General features: G+C 64.0%; 19 protein-coding genes. 11 read left to right on the top strand and 8 right to left on the bottom strand.

The window, feature by feature from the left end; translation table 11 throughout:
• Positions 1 to 33: 33 nt before the first annotated feature.
• From hemP to NKI21_RS08535, 5 genes are read left to right on the top strand one after another with little or no spacing between them, the layout of a single operon-like run.
• Positions 34 to 240 (top strand): hemin uptake protein HemP, encoded by a 207-nt coding sequence (gene hemP, locus NKI21_RS08555; RefSeq protein WP_023757683.1) that lies wholly within the window; start codon positions 34 to 36, stop codon positions 238 to 240.
• Between the two features lie 23 nt (positions 241 to 263).
• Positions 264 to 1,325 (top strand): hemin-degrading factor, encoded by a 1,062-nt coding sequence (locus NKI21_RS08550; protein ID WP_023812246.1) that lies wholly within the window; start codon positions 264 to 266, stop codon positions 1,323 to 1,325.
• A 10-nt stretch (positions 1,326 to 1,335) separates the two neighbouring features.
• The gene (locus tag NKI21_RS08545) at positions 1,336 to 2,244 is read left to right on the top strand and encodes a heme/hemin ABC transporter substrate-binding protein (RefSeq protein WP_023812245.1); all 909 of its coding nucleotides are present in this window, start codon (positions 1,336 to 1,338) and stop codon (positions 2,242 to 2,244) included.
• An 11-nt stretch (positions 2,245 to 2,255) separates the two neighbouring features.
• On the top strand, positions 2,256 to 3,353 hold the full coding sequence (locus NKI21_RS08540; protein ID WP_128303990.1) for a FecCD family ABC transporter permease: 1,098 nt from the start codon (positions 2,256 to 2,258) through the stop codon (positions 3,351 to 3,353).
• A 6-nt stretch (positions 3,354 to 3,359) separates the two neighbouring features.
• Positions 3,360 to 4,148 carry a heme ABC transporter ATP-binding protein gene (locus tag NKI21_RS08535; protein ID WP_023812243.1) on the top strand — a complete coding sequence of 263 codons (789 nt, stop codon included), beginning with the start codon at positions 3,360 to 3,362 and terminating at the stop codon, positions 4,146 to 4,148.
• A 34-nt stretch (positions 4,149 to 4,182) separates the two neighbouring features.
• Here NKI21_RS08535 and rirA read toward each other — a convergent pair whose 3' ends face one another.
• A complete protein-coding gene (gene rirA, locus NKI21_RS08530) occupies positions 4,183 to 4,644 on the bottom strand; it encodes an iron-responsive transcriptional regulator RirA (RefSeq protein WP_023812242.1) in 462 nt (153 codons plus the stop codon).
• 276 nt (positions 4,645 to 4,920) lie between these two features.
• On the opposite strand from rirA, the gene NKI21_RS08525 reads away from it, so the two are divergent.
• The 3 genes from NKI21_RS08525 (at position 4,921) to NKI21_RS08515 (ending at position 7,445) form a co-directional block, all read left to right on the top strand.
• On the top strand, positions 4,921 to 6,216 hold the full coding sequence (locus tag NKI21_RS08525) for a DUF445 domain-containing protein (RefSeq protein ID WP_128303991.1): 1,296 nt from the start codon (positions 4,921 to 4,923) through the stop codon (positions 6,214 to 6,216).
• A gap of 110 nt (positions 6,217 to 6,326) precedes the next feature.
• The gene (locus NKI21_RS08520) at positions 6,327 to 6,755 is read left to right on the top strand and encodes a phasin family protein (RefSeq protein ID WP_128303992.1); all 429 of its coding nucleotides are present in this window, start codon (positions 6,327 to 6,329) and stop codon (positions 6,753 to 6,755) included.
• 192 nt (positions 6,756 to 6,947) lie between these two features.
• Positions 6,948 to 7,445, top strand: coding sequence for a MaoC family dehydratase (locus tag NKI21_RS08515; RefSeq protein ID WP_023812239.1), 498 nt, complete (start codon positions 6,948 to 6,950; stop codon positions 7,443 to 7,445).
• Positions 7,446 to 7,470: 25 nt separating this feature from the next.
• On the opposite strand, the gene NKI21_RS08510 is transcribed toward NKI21_RS08515, so the two are convergent.
• Positions 7,471 to 8,943, bottom strand: a complete 1,473-nt coding sequence (locus tag NKI21_RS08510) for an MFS transporter (RefSeq protein ID WP_352439887.1) — start codon at positions 8,941 to 8,943, stop codon at positions 7,471 to 7,473.
• A 127-nt stretch (positions 8,944 to 9,070) separates the two neighbouring features.
• On the opposite strand from NKI21_RS08510, the gene NKI21_RS08505 reads away from it, so the two are divergent.
• Positions 9,071 to 9,964, top strand: coding sequence for a LysR family transcriptional regulator (locus tag NKI21_RS08505; RefSeq protein WP_352439888.1), 894 nt, complete (start codon positions 9,071 to 9,073; stop codon positions 9,962 to 9,964).
• A 49-nt stretch (positions 9,965 to 10,013) separates the two neighbouring features.
• On the opposite strand, the gene cml is transcribed toward NKI21_RS08505, so the two are convergent.
• Positions 10,014 to 11,210 carry a CmlA/FloR family chloramphenicol efflux MFS transporter gene (cml, locus tag NKI21_RS08500; RefSeq protein ID WP_352439889.1) on the bottom strand — a complete coding sequence of 399 codons (1,197 nt, stop codon included), beginning with the start codon at positions 11,208 to 11,210 and terminating at the stop codon, positions 10,014 to 10,016.
• A gap of 232 nt (positions 11,211 to 11,442) precedes the next feature.
• Positions 11,443 to 12,846 carry an aminotransferase-like domain-containing protein gene (locus NKI21_RS08495; RefSeq protein ID WP_023812235.1) on the bottom strand — a complete coding sequence of 468 codons (1,404 nt, stop codon included), beginning with the start codon at positions 12,844 to 12,846 and terminating at the stop codon, positions 11,443 to 11,445.
• Positions 12,847 to 12,950: 104 nt separating this feature from the next.
• Between NKI21_RS08495 and NKI21_RS08490 the strand changes: the two genes are divergently transcribed.
• Positions 12,951 to 13,841 carry a DMT family transporter gene (locus tag NKI21_RS08490; RefSeq protein ID WP_023812234.1) on the top strand — a complete coding sequence of 297 codons (891 nt, stop codon included), beginning with the start codon at positions 12,951 to 12,953 and terminating at the stop codon, positions 13,839 to 13,841.
• A gap of 18 nt (positions 13,842 to 13,859) precedes the next feature.
• On the opposite strand, the gene NKI21_RS08485 is transcribed toward NKI21_RS08490, so the two are convergent.
• Together NKI21_RS08485 and NKI21_RS08480 are read right to left on the bottom strand one after the other, a co-directional pair.
• Complete coding sequence (locus NKI21_RS08485) at positions 13,860 to 14,900, bottom strand: zinc-dependent alcohol dehydrogenase family protein (RefSeq protein WP_023812233.1); 1,041 nt, start codon at positions 14,898 to 14,900, stop codon at positions 13,860 to 13,862.
• A 98-nt stretch (positions 14,901 to 14,998) separates the two neighbouring features.
• On the bottom strand, positions 14,999 to 15,460 hold the full coding sequence (locus NKI21_RS08480) for a winged helix-turn-helix transcriptional regulator (RefSeq protein ID WP_023812232.1): 462 nt from the start codon (positions 15,458 to 15,460) through the stop codon (positions 14,999 to 15,001).
• A 99-nt stretch (positions 15,461 to 15,559) separates the two neighbouring features.
• Between NKI21_RS08480 and NKI21_RS08475 the strand changes: the two genes are divergently transcribed.
• Positions 15,560 to 16,801: an MFS transporter gene (locus tag NKI21_RS08475; protein WP_023812231.1), complete on the top strand. Its 1,242-nt coding sequence runs from the start codon at positions 15,560 to 15,562 to the stop codon at positions 16,799 to 16,801.
• A gap of 2 nt (positions 16,802 to 16,803) precedes the next feature.
• Here NKI21_RS08475 and NKI21_RS08470 read toward each other — a convergent pair whose 3' ends face one another.
• Both NKI21_RS08470 and maiA read right to left on the bottom strand, forming a co-directional pair.
• Positions 16,804 to 17,277, bottom strand: coding sequence for a DUF4262 domain-containing protein (locus NKI21_RS08470; RefSeq protein WP_023812230.1), 474 nt, complete (start codon positions 17,275 to 17,277; stop codon positions 16,804 to 16,806).
• Entirely contained in the window at positions 17,267 to 17,917 is a 651-nt protein-coding gene (maiA, locus tag NKI21_RS08465) for a maleylacetoacetate isomerase (protein WP_023812229.1), read from the bottom strand. The genes NKI21_RS08470 and maiA overlap by 11 nt, the downstream gene beginning before the upstream one ends.
• Between the last annotated feature and the right edge of the window lie 4 nt (positions 17,918 to 17,921).

Raw genomic sequence — 17,921 nt, 5'->3', positions numbered from 1 at the left:
CAGACGCCCGGCACAGGAAAGGGATCCATCCAGATGAACACCCACAATCCCAACGATTTTCGCTATCGCGTCCGCCGTTCCGACGATGCCTCCGCCCGTTTCGACCGGGTTCCGCTGGCGGTGCGAACCCTGTCCAGCAACACCCTGTTCCAGGGCGAGCACGAGATCGGCATCGAGCATCATGGCGCGCTCTATCGGCTGAAGATCACCCGCCAGGGCAAGCTCATTCTCAACAAGTAAGGCAAGGCCACAGGGACCAAGACATGGACCAGCGCGTAAAACCCGCCCCGCATGAAATCCGGCGGGCACGGACAGACAATCCGAAGACGCGCGAGCGTGATCTCGCCGCCCAGCTCGGCATTTCGGAGGCCGAGCTGGTCGCAGCCCACTGCGGCGACGGCGTCGTCCGTGTCGAGCCACGCGTCAACGATCTTTTGACCGGTCTCGAAGCCGTCGGCGAGGTCATGGCGCTGACCCGCAATGAAAGCGCGGTGCACGAGAAGATCGGCGTCTATGACAAAGTCGTCACCGGCAACCACAATGCCATGGTGCTTGGCGAAAACATCGACCTGCGCATCTTCCCGAAGGTCTGGGCACACGGCTTTGCCGTCGAGAAGCGAGACGGCGACGAAATCCGCCGCAGCCTGCAGTTTTTCGATGCGGCGGGCGAGGCCGTGCACAAGGTGCATTTGCGTCCGGCCTCCAGCCTCTATGCCTATCAGAAACTGGTTGCCGCGCTCGAATCGTCCAATCAGGAGCCGACGGTCGACATTTCAGGACCACTCCCCGATGACGAGATCCATGGCGACGAAGCGAGCGCCAATCTCGACGATCTGCGCGACCGCTGGAGCCGGCTGACCGACGTGCACCAGTTCTTCGGCATGCTGAAGACGCTGAAGCTGAGCCGCCGGCAGGCGGTCCGCCTGGTCGGGCAAGACTATGCCTGGCAACTCGACAATGATGGCGTCCGTGCCATGTTCCATCACGCCGCGGAGGGCGAGATGCCGATCATGTGCTTTGTGGGAAACCGCGGATGCATCCAGATCCATTCCGGTCCGATCAAGTCGATCAAGCCGATGGGGCCATGGATCAACGTGCTGGACGAAACCTTCCACCTGCATTTGCGGACCGACCACATCCAGGAGGTCTGGGCGGTGCGCAAGCCGACCAAGGACGGTCATGTCACCTCGCTTGAGGTCTATGACGCCGACGGCAAGATGTTCATCCAGTTCTTCGGCAAGCGTCATGAAGGCGAAAGCGAGCGGGACGACTGGCGCTTCCTGGCGGAAAACCTGCCGCGCATCCCAAGCCCGACCGCAGCCTGAGGAAAATGCGATGCGTTTTTTCCCAAGATTGTCGACCGTGCGCGGATCTATTTTCGGGCCGGTGATCGGTCTCTCCATGGCTGTTATCGCACTGCAATCCGCCAGCGCCATGGAAGGCACGGCCGTGTTTGCCGATCCTTCGAAAATCGTGGCCGTTGGCGGCTCGATCACCGAGATCGTCTATGCGCTCGGCGAGGAAAAGCATCTGGTGGCTCGCGATTCCACCAGCCGGTACCCAAAGGCGGCGCTTGAGCTGCCCGATGTCGGCTACATGCGCGGGCTGTCGCCGGAGGGGGTGCTGTCGGTTAACCCGACCGGCATCCTGGCGCTGCATGGCAGCGGTCCCAAGCAAGCCGTCGATGTCTTGAAGAAGACGAGCGTCCCGTTCATCGAAGTGCCCGAGCACTATAGCCACGAAGGCATCCTCGAAAAGGTCCGTATCGTCGGCAAGGCGCTCGGCGTCGATGCCAAGGCCGAGGTGCTCGCCGGGGAGCTCGATGCCAAGCTCACGGCAGCTGAGAAGCAGACGGCGTCGATCAAGGAGCGCAAGCGCATCCTGTTCGTGCTGTCGATACAGGGCGGCAAGATCCTGGCGGCCGGCAGCGAGACCGCGGCCGACGGTATGGTCAAGCTGGCTGGCGGCGTCAACGCGGTCGAGGGCTTTTCCGGCTACAAGCAAATGTCCGACGAGGCGATCATAACCGCCAGACCGGACGTGATCCTGATGATGAGCAATGCCGGGCCTCCGGTGTCGGACGACGAACTGTTCGGCAATCCGTCGATCGCCTCGACGCCGGCCGGAACGGCGCGCAAGCTGATCCGCATCGACGGTGCCTATCTGCTCGGCTTCGGGCCACGCACGGCCGATGCCATCCACGACCTCGCTGTCTCGCTTTATGGCGGGCAGGTCACGGACTGAACGGGCGGATCATGGTCGATCAATCGATCGCCGGCCCGGTGATGGCAAGCGTATCCGAAGGCGACCGGTCGGGCCGCGCCCGCATCGTCATCCTTCTGCTGTGCCTGGGGCTCGCGGCTGCCATTTTTCTGTCGCTGACATCGGGGGCTTCGGACGCTTCGGCCGTCAACGTCATTGGCGACTGGCTGTTCGGCACAGTGCCTGATGACGCCGCGGTGAGCGCCCGCGACAGCCTGATTGTCTACGACATCCGCCTGCCGCGCATCATTCTCGGCATGCTGGTCGGCGCGGCGCTCGCGGTCTCCGGCGCGGTCATGCAGGGACTGTTCCGCAATCCGCTGGCCGACCCCGGCCTGATCGGCGTCTCGGCCGGCTCCAGCCTCGGCGCGGTTGCCGTCATCGTGCTCGGCGCCACGATATTGGCTCCGGTGACCGTCTTGCTCGGCACGCTCGCATTGCCGCTGGCGGCCTTCTGTGGCGGGCTCGCCACCACGCTGGTGCTTTATCAGGTCGCGACGCGGCGGGGGCAAACCTCGGTTGCCACAATGCTGCTTGCCGGCATCGCGCTGGCGGCGCTCGCCATGGCGCTGACCGGCATCCTCATCTTCATGGCCGACGATCGCCAGTTGCGCGACCTGACCTTCTGGCAACTCGGATCGCTCGGTGGCGCGACCTGGGCGAAGATCGCGTCGGTAGGGCCGATCATCGTGCTGGCGCTGGCGGCGATGCCGTTCCTGGCACGCGGCCTCAACGCGCTGGCGCTTGGCGAGGCGACCGCCGGTCATCTCGGCATTCCGGTGCAGCGGTTGAAATACACGGCTATCGTCGGCGTCTCTGCCGCGGTCGGCGCATCCGTCGCCGTCAGCGGCGGCATCGGCTTCGTCGGCATCGTGGTGCCGCATCTGCTGCGCCTGCTGATTGGTCCGGACAATCGCTATCTGCTGCCGGCGTCGGCGCTGCTCGGCGCCTCGCTGCTGCTTCTGGCCGATGCGGTCGCACGCACCATCGTTGCGCCGGCCGAACTGCCGATAGGCATCGTCACCGCGATAGCGGGCGCGCCGTTTTTCCTTTGGATCCTGCTGCGCAAGCGCGGCGTGGTTGATTTGTGAGGCTTGATGATCGAGGCCAAGGATGTTTCGGTTGATATCGCCGGCAAGCCTATCGTCAGTGGTGTCGATTTCCACGCGCGGCCCGGCGAGATCGCCGCCATCGTCGGCCCCAATGGTTCGGGCAAGACGACCTTCCTCAAAGCACTCTCCGGCGAACTCGCCTATACCGGGCGCGTTGCCCTCAACGGCCGAGATCTCTCGACGATGAAGCCGGTCGAGGTGGCCGTCCATCGCGCTGTGCTGCCGCAGGCGACGACGCTGTCGTTCCCGTTCACCGTGCGGGAAGTGGTCAAGCTTGGCCTTGTCGGCGGCCGCTCAGGCGTCCTGCCGGGCGAGGATGCGCGGCTGCCGGAACGGGCGCTGGCGCGTGTCGATCTCGACGGCTTTGCCGGCCGTTTCTACCAGGAGCTTTCGGGCGGCGAGCAACAGCGCGTTCAGCTCGCACGCGTGCTGTGCCAGGTCTGGGCGCCGGTGCTCGACGGCAAGCCGCGCTTTCTGTTCCTCGACGAGCCGGTTTCCAGTCTCGACATCAAGCACCAGCTGATCATCATGAACATTGCCCGCGACTTCGCCAGAAGGGGCGGCGGCGTGGTCGCCATCCTGCACGACCTCAATCTGACGGCCATGTATGCCGACCGGATCTTCGTCATGCATCGCGGCCGGCTCGCCGCCACCGGGTCGCCGCGGGATGTGCTGAGCGATGACCTGATCGAAAAAGTGTTCGACTGCCGGCTCAGGGTCGGCGTGCTGCCGGCCGGCAATATGCCGTTCGTGCTGCCTCAGTCAGCAGCTTAATTTATTGCAAACCTAGCCCGCGCCCCTGGCTGGGCTAGGCAGCCGGGGCGCGGCGCTCCAACATGTCGATGCCGAGCAGGTTGCGCACATTCGGCCGCGCCGCTACCAGATCGGCGATCGTGTAGCGGGCGAGCACGGCGAAGAACGCGTTCAGCGCCTCGCGCAGCGCCGAGTTCAGCGCGCAGCTGTCGACCAGCGGGCATTCGGCGGCATCGTTCTCGAAGCATTCGGCCATGGCGAAGCTCTCTTCTGTCACGCGCACGACATCGAACAGGCTGATGGCTTCGGCGGCACGGCCAAGCTTGACGCCGCCATTCCTGCCCCGCACGGTCTGGACAAGGCCGTGCTCGACCAGGGGCTGCAGGATCTTGAACAGGAAAAGCTCCGACACCGAATACGCGGCCGCGATCTCCGGGATGCGGCTCAATCGGTCATCATTGGCCGCGCAATACATCAAGATGCGCATGGCATAATTGGTCTGGCGCGTAAGCCGCATTTTGTCCTCACAAGGCACTGGTGCGGTGCAACCACGCCAGATCTGGAAATTCTTGCTGATGCGGCTTTGACCCGAATTTCCGGATTCGCCACATTGGCTCGGGCGGAATATGGCCTATACCTTGGAATAATTCCAGACTAGCTTCGTGCGATAGATGAATTTTCTCCTCAACTTTGTGTGCGCAGCCGGAGAAGATGCCGGACGAAACCCGCTGTCGCGGGTATTTCGGCGCTCGGAACACTAAATAGGCTGAGATCGACGAGGAGCGGCTCACCCATGTCACAATCGGCTTCGCCCCTGGCGCCGGTCCGTTTCGATGCCGAAGCGGATGCCAAGCTTTCCGCGTTGCGGCGGACGAAATTCCTCGCGGCCGCCGCGCTGGCGCTTTGCGTGGCGGTGTTTGCGCTCGCCAAATCGTTCGAGCACATCCACCCGTGGCTCGGCTTCGTCGCTGCCTTTGCCGAGGCGGCGACCATCGGCGGGCTGGCCGACTGGTACGCGGTGGTGGCGCTGTTCAGGCGACCTCTGGGGCTGCCGATCCCGCACACCGCCATCATACCCGAGAACCAGAACCGCATCGCCGACAATCTCGGCCGCTTCATCGAGGTCAACTTCCTGGCGCCTGAACCGGTGCGTGAAAAGCTCGCCGAGGTCGATTTCTCGGCACTCGTCGCCGACTGGCTGGCCGATGCGGAGCGCGCCGCCGGCCTGTCGCGCTTCGTCGTGCGGCTGGTGCCGCAGACGCTGGCGGCGATAGAGCAATCCGGCCTGCGCGGCTTCGTCACCAGCCGCATGCTCGAACAGATTGAAAAGGTGCCGCTGGCGCCGCTGGCCGCCGAGCTGTTGTCAGCGCTTACCGACGACCGCCGCCACCAGAAACTGTTCGACGAGTTCACCAAGGTGATCGGCAGGTTCCTCAATGACGAACAGGCGCTGGCGACGATGCGCGAGAAGATCCGCGAGGAACTGCCGTCGCTGTTCAACCTGTTCCGCGCCGACGCCTATCTCCTGAAGAAGATCGTCGCCTCGGCCGGTTCGCTGCTCGACGAGGTGAGGGCCGATCCCGATCACCCGATGCGCGCCGAATTCGACCATTTCGCTCAAGGCTTCATCGAAAAGCTGAGGACATCGAAGCAATACGCCAAACGTGCCGAGAAGCTGAAGCGCGATTTCCTGGCCCGGCCGGAAGTCAGGGGATTGGCCGGCGACATGTGGGCAAGCCTCAGCCAGTTCATCGAGCAGGACGCCAAGGCGCCGAATTCGGTTGTCCGCGCGCATCTTGCCAACATGTTCGTCGAGGTCGGCCGCCATCTTGCCGGCGATGCGCAGATCCGGGCCGACATGAACCAGGGGTTCGTGGTGGCGCTGGCGTCGTTCGTGGAGAGCCAGAAGGCCGGCGTGTCGACATTCATCGCCGACCAGGTCAAGCGCTGGGACCTTGCCCAGCTGACGCGGCTGATCGAGATGAACATCGGCAAGGACCTGCAATACATCCGCTTCAACGGCATGATCATCGGCGGCCTCGCCGGTGTCGTGCTCTATGTGGCCGAGCGGCTGTTCCTCGTGAATTGATGCGCGGCCCGATTGGCGCTCATTCCTCCGCGTTCATGGACTCGCGGCATGCGAGTGCTATTCTCCCGCCGAGGGTGCCCGCATCATGCGGCAAAGGGGAGCAAACGAGCATGGCAAAACAACCGGAATCCGATTCTTTCATGGACATGTTCGGCAGGTTCGGCCGCGACCTGAAGGTGCCCAATGTCGATGTCGAGGCGATCCTCGCCCATCATCGCAAGAACATCGAAGCGCTGGAGAAATCGGCACGAGCCGGTGCCGCCGGCGCCACCTCGCTGTTGTCCCGGCAGCGCGAGATGCTGCAGGATACGCTGCGCGAGGTCACCGATATCGCGCAAAGCTACAGGGCGCCGGGCAATCCGCAGGAACTGATGGCCAAACGGAGGGAGTTTGCCAGGAAGTCCTTCGAGGCCGCGTTGAAGAATGCGGGCGAAGTGGCTGAACTGGTCAAGAAATCCGGTGCCGAATCGGTCGACATCCTGCGCACCCGCATCAAGGAGGCGATGGAGGAAATCCGCGCCGGCTACGAGAAGAAGTAGCGGATGTGGCCGGGGCCGGCTCATTGCTGCCGACAGCGCCCTGAAGCCCGGAAAGCCCGATTTGACCTGCGACTGCGCCGGCGGCGTGGCACGATTGCGGCCGAAATCGACGGAACGGATTCGCGCAGAGCGAATTGACAGAGGCCGTCAGTTCGTGGTCCGGAGGCTCTGGAAGCGATCGGGAAACCAGGAATGAACGAAATACGGCCTAAAACGCCGCCTACCTACGAGCAGTTGAGGACGATGGCCGGGCTGGAACTCGGCGTGTCGGAGTGGACGACGGTCGACCAGAACCGCATCGACCAGTTCGCTGAATGCACCGGCGACCATCAATGGATTCATGTCGACCCTGAAAGGGCGCGGCGGCAAAGCCCGTTCCGCACGACGATCGCGCATGGCTATCTGACGCTGTCGATCATCGGCGCACTGGCGCTCGGCATGGGCATCGTGCCCGAGAATACGCAGGCCGCCTTCAATTATGGCTTCGACAAGGTACGCTTCCTGGCACCGGTCAAGGTCGGTGCCCGCATCAGACTGCGCATCACGCTGCTGTCCATGGAGGACAGGGGCCCCGGCCAGTATCTGATGAAGGCCGCCAACACGGTCGAGATCGAAGGCGAGGAAAAGCCTGCTTTGATGGCCGAAACGCTGGTCATGCTTTATGAACGCCGCAAGCGGGCAGGGGCGTGAGAGGCTGTTCACCTGGAGCGCAAAATCAGAGGTCTTGTGATACTTCCACCAGCCTCTGCCGCTTGAACTCGGCGCGGGCCGAGAGCAGTGCGAGGAACAGTGCAGCCAGCGCCAGCACCGTGGCCGTCTGAAATGTGACCTGCATTCCCCGTGCTGCGGCCTCGGAACTCAGAAGTCCAATGCCTTCCTGCCCTTTGGCCGATGCGACGGCGAATATGGCGCCCATCAACGAGGCGCCGGTGATCAGCCCGAGGTTGCGCGAAAGGTTGAGCAGGCCGGAAACGACGCCGCGCTGGCCGGCGCCGACACCGGTCATGACGGCTGCATTGTTGGATGTCTGGAACAGGGCATAGCCGATGCAGGTGACGGTGATCGCAACGACATAGCCGGCAATGCCGAATCTGATCACGGCGAGCGACAGCAGGAACGTGCCTGTCGCGAGGCTGAGCAGGCCTGCGACCATCATCCGGTGGGCGCCGAAGCGGTCGGCCAGGCGTCCGGCCACCAGCGCCGACAAGGTCGAGACGAGCGGCCCGGTCGACAGCGCGAGGCCGACCATTGCGGCATCGAGCCCAAGTCCTCGCGACAGGTAGAACGGGGCCACCACCAGGGTCGCCATCATCACCGTGGCGACAACGAGGCTCATGGCGAGACTGGCGCTCAGTTGGAGGTCGCGGAAGCTGGCAAGCTGGATCAAGGGGTTTTTCACTCTCGCCTGCGCGACGGCGAAGAGAAACACGCCGATGCCGGCAGCGATCAGCAGGCCGATGTTGAGTGCGCCGAAATTGCCTCTGCCCAGCGTCATGGCCAGTGCATAGGCGGCCAGCGTCAAGGCCAGCAAGGCGGTGCCCACGACATCGAACGTGCCTCGGTCGACCTGCTGCGCTGTCTTGCTGTGTGCCGGCAGGGCACGCCAGGCGAGAGCGAAGGTGAGCACACCCAGCGGGACATTGACGAGGAAGATCGCTCGCCAGCCGAAGCCGGCGATCAAAAGGCCGCCGAGCGAAGGGCCAAGTGTCGTGCCGATCGCGGACATGGCGCCGAGCAGGCCCATGGCGCTGCCAATTCTGTCTTTGGTCACGGTTTCGGCGACAAAGGCCAGCGTCAGCGCCATCATCAGCGCCGCGCCAAGTCCCTGCACGGCGCGTGCGGCAATCAGCAGCCAGAGTGTCGGCGCCAGGCCGCAGAGCACCGATGCCGATGTGACCAGCGCGATACCGCCAAGCAGCAACGGCCTGCGCCCGAACATGTCGGCCAGCCGTCCGGCGCTGACGATCAGTGTGGTGATGGCGAGCAGATAGGCCAGAACCACCCATTGCACGGACTGGAACGTCGCGTCGAAATCCCGCATCAGCGACGGTAGCCCGACGCTGGCAATGCTGGTTCCCAACGACGACAGCAGCGTGGCGAGCGACAGGCTTGCCAGCGCCCAGCGGGCGGATTGCATCCGTGGCGGCGCCGATGCGCGCCCGTCCAGATTTTGCTCGGCAATTGCCACGGCGATCCCCTTCCATCAGTCCATAACCGGAACTGCTGGAGATCTAGTCCCTTGGCAGATGTGGCGGAAGGCGCAGCGTTTGCATCTTACTCGTGCGTTTGGCGCCATATCATGCCATGATCCGCCGATGACATCGCCCGATCTCAATCTGCTGTTCGCTCTCGACGTCCTGCTGACCGAAGGCAGCGTGGCGCGCGCCGCCAACCGCCTGCGCCTCAGCCCCTCGGCGATGAGTCGGACGCTGGCGCGGCTGCGCCAGGCGACGGGCGATCCGCTGCTGGTTCGCTCCGGTCGCGGCTTGGTGGCGACGCCGCGTGCGGAAGAACTGCGACAACAGGCTGGTCGTGTCGTCCAGGATGCGGAGGCGCTGCTGCGTCCTGCCACCTTGCTCGATCTCCCGAGCCTGGACAGGGTCTTCACGCTGCGCACCAATGAGAGCTTCGTCGAAGAGTTCGCCCCTCGTCTCGTTGCCCGTATCCAGGCCGATGCGCCCGGCGTGCGGCTGCGCTTTGCACCGAAGTCCGGCAAGGACGTCACGTCGTTGCGCGACGCGGCGATCGACTTGGACATAGGCGTCGCTGGCGAGACCGGACCGGAGGTGCGCATCCAGGCATTGCTTCGCGACCGTTTCATCGGCGCCGTGCGAACGGGCCATCCCTTGACCGAGGGCACGGTGACGCCAGAGCGCTATGCGGCAGGCCGGCACATCAGCGTTTCACGGCGTGGCCGCGAGAAAGGGCCGATCGACGAGGCTTTGAACCTGCTCGGGCTGCAGCGGACAGTCGTGTGCATGGTTTCCGGTTTCTCGGCAGCCCTTGCCATGGCGCGCACGTCCGACCTGATCGCCAGCGTTCCGGAGCGGCATACCGAGGGCGCACGCGCCGGCATGCACAGTTTTCCCCTGCCGGTTGCCACCGCGGGGGTCACCATCTCCATGCTGTGGCATCCGCGCCTCGATGCCGATCCGGCGCAACGCTGGCTGCGCGACTGCGTGCGGGAGATTTGCGCGGCGTCTCGCTGACAGCGATGAGAAGCCTGCGCCAACGGCCCAGGCTTCTCATCTGTCCCGTTTATTCGGTTTGGCGTTTCCGCAAATATCTCAGCGCGCTTAGTGTGAGCGTCGCCATGACCGAACAGTAGCCCACCAGCGGCCACGCCGTGTCTCCATCAAGCAGGATGATGAACAGCGTGCCGAGTGTGCCGACGACAAGGCTCTGGATGCAGAAGTAGAGCGCGACGGCGGTTCCCGCGACATCGCCGAAGGCCTCGAGTGCGCCGTTCGCGGTGACCGAAACAGTGAAGACGATGCCCACGGCGATGACCCACATCGGGCCGACGAATGTCTCGAAGGACGGCGCCGCGAACAGTTGCCCGGCCGCCAGCAGAGCCGCGCCGAGCAGCAACATCGCCATGCCTCTGATAGCACTGCCCGCGATGCCCCAACGTGCAATGAACTTTTTGGCGAAGCGGGTGGTCGCGATCATCACCAGCGCCGCGGTGGCGAAGGCCAGGCTGAAGCCGAACTGCGAAAAGCCAGCACGATCCATGAGCACCCGCGGCGCCGTCGAAAAGAACACGAAGAAGGCGCCCATGGCGGCGCTGAAGCCGAGCGTATAGGTCCAGAAGGCTAAGCTGGAGAGAATGGGACGAAACGCCATTCGCCTGTCGTTGCCATTGGTGGGCCGTGTTTCATGCCATCTCGGCCATGCGTTGAGGGTGGCGGCTACCGCCAGACCGCCGAGCGTCAGGAAGATCGCGCGCCAGCCGAGATTGTCGGCGATCAATGCACCGGCAACCGGCCCCAACGCCGGCACGAAGGCCAGCATCGAACTGAACAGGCCGTAGATGACGGCACTTTCAGGCCTCTGCGCATAAACGTCGCGAACCGTTGCAAAGGTCGCAACGAGAATGGCGGATGCACCGATGGCCTGCACGACCCGCAAGGCGACGAACACCATGGCCAGCGAGGTGCAGGCGAGCAGGCCGGAAGCGCCTGCAAATAAAAGCGCGCCGCCGATCAGCACCGGACGCCTGCCGATCCTGTCGGAAATCGGGCCGAAGACGATTTGGCCGAGCCCAAGACAGATCATGTAGAGGCTCAGCGTCAGCTGGATGACATCAGGCGATGTCTTGAGGATTCCCGGTATCGCCGGGACGATCGGGAGGTAGATATCCATGGCCAGCGAGGCCAGGATGTCGAAGGGCGCCATCAGCACCATGGCTGCTGGCAGGGAAGTGGTCCATGTCGGGTTTTTTGGACAAGGCATGATTGAACATCCGCTCAAATGGCTACATTTGGCGGCGATCTGCCGTTCTCACTGAAAATGGGAAATGACGGGCCGCCGCAACAACGAACTGCTGTTGCGGCCTACTTGTCTGCTGACTTGCTGGTTCCCATAACCACTATCCCGGAATGATTGCGCGGACATTCTCTCGAGTGCGCTCGCGGTTCCCTAGCAGCCGAAGGTTGCCCAGGCAACAGGATCAGCTTGATGGGCATCAACGCGCCATCGCAGCTTCGATCACCGTGAAAATCCGCTCGTCCGTGCATTGGGCGACGTTGAAGCGCAGGAAGCGGCTGGCCGTTCCAGACAGGCTGAACGCGTTGCCGGGCGCCAGCACGATGTTGTCGGCCAAAGCGCGGCGGGCCACTTCAGCCGCATCGACGCCATCCGGCAGGCTGCACCACAGGAACAGGCCGGCCGGCTGGTCGATCCAGGGTGAGATACCGATCGCCTTCAGACGAACGCTGGTCTCGCCCATGGCGCGGGCAAGCTTCGCGCGCAGCAAATCCATATGCTTGCGGTAGCTGCCGTCCTTGAGCAGCGTCAGCACCAGTTCGGCCGCGAGCCGGCCGCCGCCGAAGGTAGTGGCGATCTTGAGGTCGGTCAGGGGCTCGATCCAGTCGCGCGGTGCAGCGATGAAGCCGCAGCGAACCGACGCCGAAAGCGTTTTGGAGAAGCTGCCGATGTGGACAACGCGGTTGAGACCATCGAACGCCGCCAGCCTCGGGGCGGGCGCATGTTCGAAATCGGCGAAGATGTCGTCTTCGACGATGGTCAGATCCGATTGGTCGGCGAGCTTGAGCAGCCGATGGGCGGTGACTGGCGACAGCACCGCGCCGGTCGGGTTGTGGATGGCGGAATTGGTGATGTAGAGGCGCGGCCGGTGCTCGGCCAACGCTTGCGCGAATAGATCGATATCCGGCCCCGACGGCGTGTAGGGGACACTGACGACCTTGGCCCGGTGGGCGCGCAACAGAGCGTGGAAGTTGAAGTAGCAGGGGTCGTCGACCAGCACGGTGTCGCCCGGCTCGATCAGGAACCGGCACAACAGGTCGATGGCCTGCGTGCCTGATTCCGTCAGCATGATCTGCCCGGGAGAGGCCTCGATGCCGTGCCCGGCCATACGCCGCGCCAGCAATTGCCGCAGCGGTGGCAGGCCGAGCGGCGTGCCGTAATCGACCAGTGCGATATCGTCGGCACGCGCTACCGTGCGCAGTGCCCGGCGCAGACCTGCCTGCGGCATCCACGAGGCCGGCAGCCAGCCGCAGCCGGGTTTCAGCATGTCGTCGCCGGCCTCCAGGGACTGGCGTGAGATCCAGAGGGGGTCGACCGCGCGGTCGAGGCGAGGACCAATCTCGGCCAGCGACAGCGGCGCCAGCGATCCGGCGGCATAGAATCCGGAGCCCGGCCGCGAGCGGATCGCACCTTCGGCGGCGAGCCGCTCATAGGCTTCGACCACGGTGGATTTGGACACTCGCATGGATTTGGCAAAGGTGCGGATCGACGGCAATTGCGCTCCCGGCGTCAGGCTGCGCGCCGCGATCCGCTGGCGGATCGTCGCCATGACGCCTTCGACCAGCGTTCCGCTGCTCTCGCTTCCTGTTGTCTGTTTGTCCATCCGTACTGCTCTTCTAAGCATGACAGTTGTGTGTAATTGTACCGCATTGTCTCTGGCGATACTACCGGCTCCGCGCGATACGGAGCCGACAAACGGAGCATACGATGGACAAGACCGCGAGCGGCTGGATGAATGGATTCATCGGCGTGTTGATCTTCAGCGGCTCGCTGCCGGCAACGCGCGTGGCGGTCAGGGATTTCGATCCGACATTCCTGACTTCGGCCCGAGCGGCGATTGCCGGACTGCTTGGCCTGGCACTGCTGCTCCTGTTTCGGCAAAAGCGTCCGGAGCGCGGCGACCTGCTGTCGCTGGTGATCGTCGCGCTTGGCGTGGTGGTCGGCTTTCCCTTGCTGACCGCACTGGCGCTCAAGCACGTCACCACGGCCCATTCCATCATCTTCGTCGGCCTGCTGCCGCTGGCCACTGCGATTTTCGGCGTGCTGCGCGGCGGCGATCGGCCGCGCCCGGCGTTCTGGCTGTTTTCATGCATCGGCAGCGCGCTGGTCGCGGGTTTTGCCCTGACGCAGGGCGTGACGGCCTCGCCGGTGGGTGATGGTTTGATGCTGGCCGCCATCATCGCCTGCGGTCTGGGCTATGCCGAGGGTGCCGCGCTGTCACGCAAGCTTGGCGGCTGGCAAGTGATCTGCTGGGCGCTGGTGCTGTCGCTGCCGATCATGCTGGTGCTGACGCTGATGACCATGCCGCCGTCGTTCGACGGCGTCGGCGTCAGTGCGTGGATAGGGCTTGCCTATGTCTCGCTGTTCAGCATGCTGATCGGCTTCGTGTTCTGGTATCGCGGGCTGGCGCAAGGCGGCATCGCCGCGGTCGGGCAGTTGCAGCTGCTGCAGCCATTTTTCGGACTGGCACTGGCAGCGACGCTGCTGCACGAGCAGGTCAGCCCGCTGATGGTGGTCGTCACGCTTGGCGTCGTGCTTTGCGTCGTCGGCGCCAAGCGATTCGCGAAGCAGGAATTGCCACGACGCGCGATCGCCTGACGACGGTACCGTCCTCGCCTAAAACTTCGTGACCACCCCAATACCAATGCCCTCGAAGCCGCCCATCGCCATCAGGGCCGCGGGCGCCTCGTCGAGGCTGATCCTCTTGCCGACCAGCAGTTCGGGCTTCAGCTTGCCGTTGCGGATCATGTCCATCATCGCCTGGTAGCGGTAGGCCTGCATGCCGTGGCTGCCGAGGATTTCGAGTTCAAAGGCGATCACCTTGTCCATCGGCACCTGCGGCCGGGCATGCTCGCCCAGCATCAGGCCGACCTGCACATGGCGGCCGCGCCGGCGCAGATTGGATATCGAATTGAACGAGGTGGTGGGGTGGCCGAGCGCGTCCATCGACATGTGCGCGCCGCCATTGGTGATCTGCTTGACCGCCTTGACCACGTTCGGTGTCGTGGATGCATTGATGGTGGCGACGGCGCCGATCTTTTTGGCGAAATCCAGTTTCTCGTCGGTGAGATCGATGGCGATGACATTGGCGCCCATTGAACTGGCGATCATGATCGCCGACAGGCCGACGCCGCCGCAGCCATGCACCGCGACCCATTCGCCCGGCTTCACCCGGCCCTGGTCGACGATGGCTCGAAACGAGGTGACGAAGCGGCAGCCGAGGCTGGCGGCGGTGGCGAATTCCATCTCGTCGGGCAAGCGCACGAGATTGGTATCGGCGTGTTCGATGGCGACATATTCGGCGAACGAGCCCCAGCCGGTGAAGCCAGGCTGTGTCTGGTGTTCGCAGACCTGGTGATTGCCCGAATTGCACTCGAAGCAGCGGCCGCAGCCGACGGCGAACGGCACGGTGACGCGCTCGCCGGCTTTCCAGCGGGTGACCTGCTTGCCGGCGGCAACAACGACGCCGGCCAGCTCGTGGCCCGGCACATGCGGCAGCGTGATGCCGTCGTCATGACCCATCCAGCCATGCCAGTCGCTGCGGCACAGACCGGTCGCCTCGACCTTGATGACGACGCCATCAGCGGCCGGCTTCGGATCAGGAACGGTCTGGATCCTCGGCGCTTCGCCGAATTTCTCGAAGACGACGGCTTTCATCGGTCACTCCACCCTCTGTGCTGCAGGAAACGATAGCCGATTCCCTGTCTGGTCGAGCAGAAATCGATTCCGCCAGGCCTGTTGGCAGGCAGCAGCTCTTAACCGGTTCCGCGGTTGCGAAAGTCGGCAAGCCGGGTTTCGCCGGGGGCAAGCTGCCGCCCGTCCTCGGCATGTACTTCCAGTCGCTTGATCGGCCGGCTGGTGAGATTGTCGACCATGAAGGTATAGGGTTCGCCCGGTCCGGCGAAGTAGGTTTCGCCCCATTGCCGCAGGGCAACCAGGACATAGAACAGGCCGCGTCCCTTTTGCGTCAGCACATATTCATGATGCGCGCTGCCGTCGGGCGCCGGGACCGTTTCGAGGATGCCATGCGCGACAAGATTGCGCAGCCGCGACGACAGGATGTTCTTGGCGACGCCGAGGCTCTTCTGGAATTCGCCGAAGCGCCGCAAGCCGTCGAAGGCGTCACGCACGATGAGCAGCGACCACCAGTCGCCAATCGCGTCCAGTGGTCGCGCTATGAAGCAATCCGCTTCGTGGTGGCTCGTTCGTTTCACCATGGCAGTCGTCGGTCCAATGCTCTAATTTCGGTTGCAACATAAAACTGTTCCGCCTATCCAGCAAGAGGTTTCAAGTTGAAACCTTTTGTGGAGAGAGACATGAACATGCAGGTGGCGAACAGCGGTGCAACAAGCCTCGAGCAATCCGATGGGCCGCATCGGGTGGCGCCGCCGCCTACGGGATTGTCACGATTGACCGCGCTGATCTTCGCCATCGCCTGCGGCCTGAGCGTCGCCAATATCTATTTCGCTCATCCGCTGCTCGACGCCATAGCGCATGATTTTGCTATCGCGCCGGCCTCGGTCGGCATCGTGGTGACGGTCACGCAGATCGGCTATGGGCTCGGCCTGTTCTTCATCGTGCCGCTGGGCGACCTGTTCGATCGCCGCAAGCTGATTGCCGGGCAGGCGATTCTGTCTGCCGTGGCGCTGGTGGCGGTCGGGATCGCGCCCAACGCGGCGATGCTGCTGGCGAGCCTCGCGGTCGTCGGGCTGCTGGCGGTGGTGGTGCAGGTGCTGGTCGCCTTCGCTGCCGACCTCGCTGTAGCATCGGAGCGGGGGCGGGCGGTCGGCACCGTCACCAGCGGCGTCATCCTGGGCATCCTGCTTGCCCGCTTCGCTTCGGGGGTCGTCGCCGATTTCGCCGGCTGGCGCTGGGTTTATCTTGTCTCGGCCATGTTGACGCTCGTCATGGCGATGGTTCTCTACCTGATCCTGCCGCGCCACGAGGCGGAGCGGCCACGCACATCCTATCCACGCCTGCTCGCTTCGGTGCTGCTGCTGTTCGCGCAGGAGCCGCTGCTGCGCGTGCGGGCGGTGCTGGCCATGCTGATCTTCGCCAGCTTCAACGTGCTGTGGGCGCCGCTGGTGCTGCCGTTCAGCGTCGCGCCATTTTCACTTTCGCATACCGAGATCGGGCTTTTCGGCCTTGCGGGCGTCGCCGGCGCGCTCGGTGCGCGCTGGACCGGCGGCCTCGTCGATCGTGGATGCGGCCAGTTGGTCACCGGCCTCAGCCTGCTGCTGATGATGGCGGCTTGGCTGCCGATCGCCTTCATGGGCATGTCTCTGTGGTTGCTCGTCGCCGGCATAGTCATGCTGGATCTGGCGATCCAGGCCGTCCACGTCACCAACCAGAGCCTGATCTTCGCCCGGCGGCCGGATGCGCGCAGCCGACTGGTTGGCGGCTACATGATCTTCTACTCGGTCGGCAGCGCCCTGGGCTCCATCGCCTCGACCATGGCTTATGGTGCAATGGGCTGGAATGGCGTCTGTGTGCTTGGCGCCGGCATCGGCCTGTTGGCGCTGCTGTTCTGGGCGTTGACGCTGCGCGTCGGCAGATAAGCCTATGGCCACGGCGCGGTGTCGAGAAGCGGCTGCCAGGCTCGGAACCAGTCGCTCGCCTCGGCCTGCCACGGCCAGATGCCGTCCACAGTGGGATAGATCAGCTGGAGAACACCGAAATCCAGGCCGTCGTAGAACCAGAGGTCCCAGCCGAAATGCTCGCGATAGTGTTCGATATGAACGGCGCCGAATTGACAGTCGAAACCTTCGATAAAACCGGACGATCGCTGCCCTGGTTGGAAAACCTCGCCGGAGCGGACGCGGCTGCAATACTCGTTGATGATGAACTGGGAGATTTCCGGCTTCAGGCCGATGACGATGAGTTCCGGCGCCTTGAAGTTGTGCTCTATTCCAACCGAATAGGTGAAAGGCGGATCGTCGCCTTCCTCCAGCACATGCAAGATGTGGCAGCCATAAGCCTCTATATCGGCCAGCGCCTTGGCTTCACCTGGGTCGGTGGCTTTTCTACTCGGCATCGATCTGGTTCCGGGGCGCGGCTTTCTGGAAGGCCGGCAGCGCCATGCAGGCGGCATTGATGCGCGCGATCGTCGGGTAGGGGGTCAAGTCGACGCCGAAGCGGGCGTTGCTGGCAATCTGCGCGGCGAGGCAGATGTCGGCCAGGCCCGGCGCGTCGCCATGGCAGAATGTACCCCTCTCCGCCGCCGACGCCATGATCTTTTCAAGCGGCTGAAAGCCCTCGTTCACCCAATGGCGGAACCAGTTGGCGATGTCTTCGTCGCCGGCGCCGAACAGCGTGCGCAGCGAGGTCAGCACGCGCAGATTGTTCACCGGGTGGATGTCGCAGGCGATCATCTGCGCCAGCATTCTCACGCGTGCCCGGCCGGCCGGGTCCTTCGGCAGCAGCGGTGGTTCCGGTTTGGTCTCGTCGAGGAACTCGATGATCGCCAGCGATTGCGTCAGCAGCGTGCCGTCGCCGAGCACCAGCGCCGGCACCAGGCCTTGCGGATTGACCGCGAGATAGGCTGGTTCCAGATGTTCGCCATGGCGCAGATGATGCGGGACATAGTCGTAGCTCAGCCCCTTCATCTCCAGCGCGATCCGCACCCGGTAGGAGGTGGAGGAACGGTAGTAATTATGCAGGACGAGGCCGCTCATGCGC

Source organism: Mesorhizobium sp. M0715 (assembly GCF_040320355.1).
Classification (GTDB): Bacteria; Pseudomonadota; Alphaproteobacteria; order Rhizobiales; family Rhizobiaceae; genus Mesorhizobium.
Note: the sequence above shows the minus strand (reverse complement) of the source record. Positions and strands in the feature narration are given on the sequence as shown.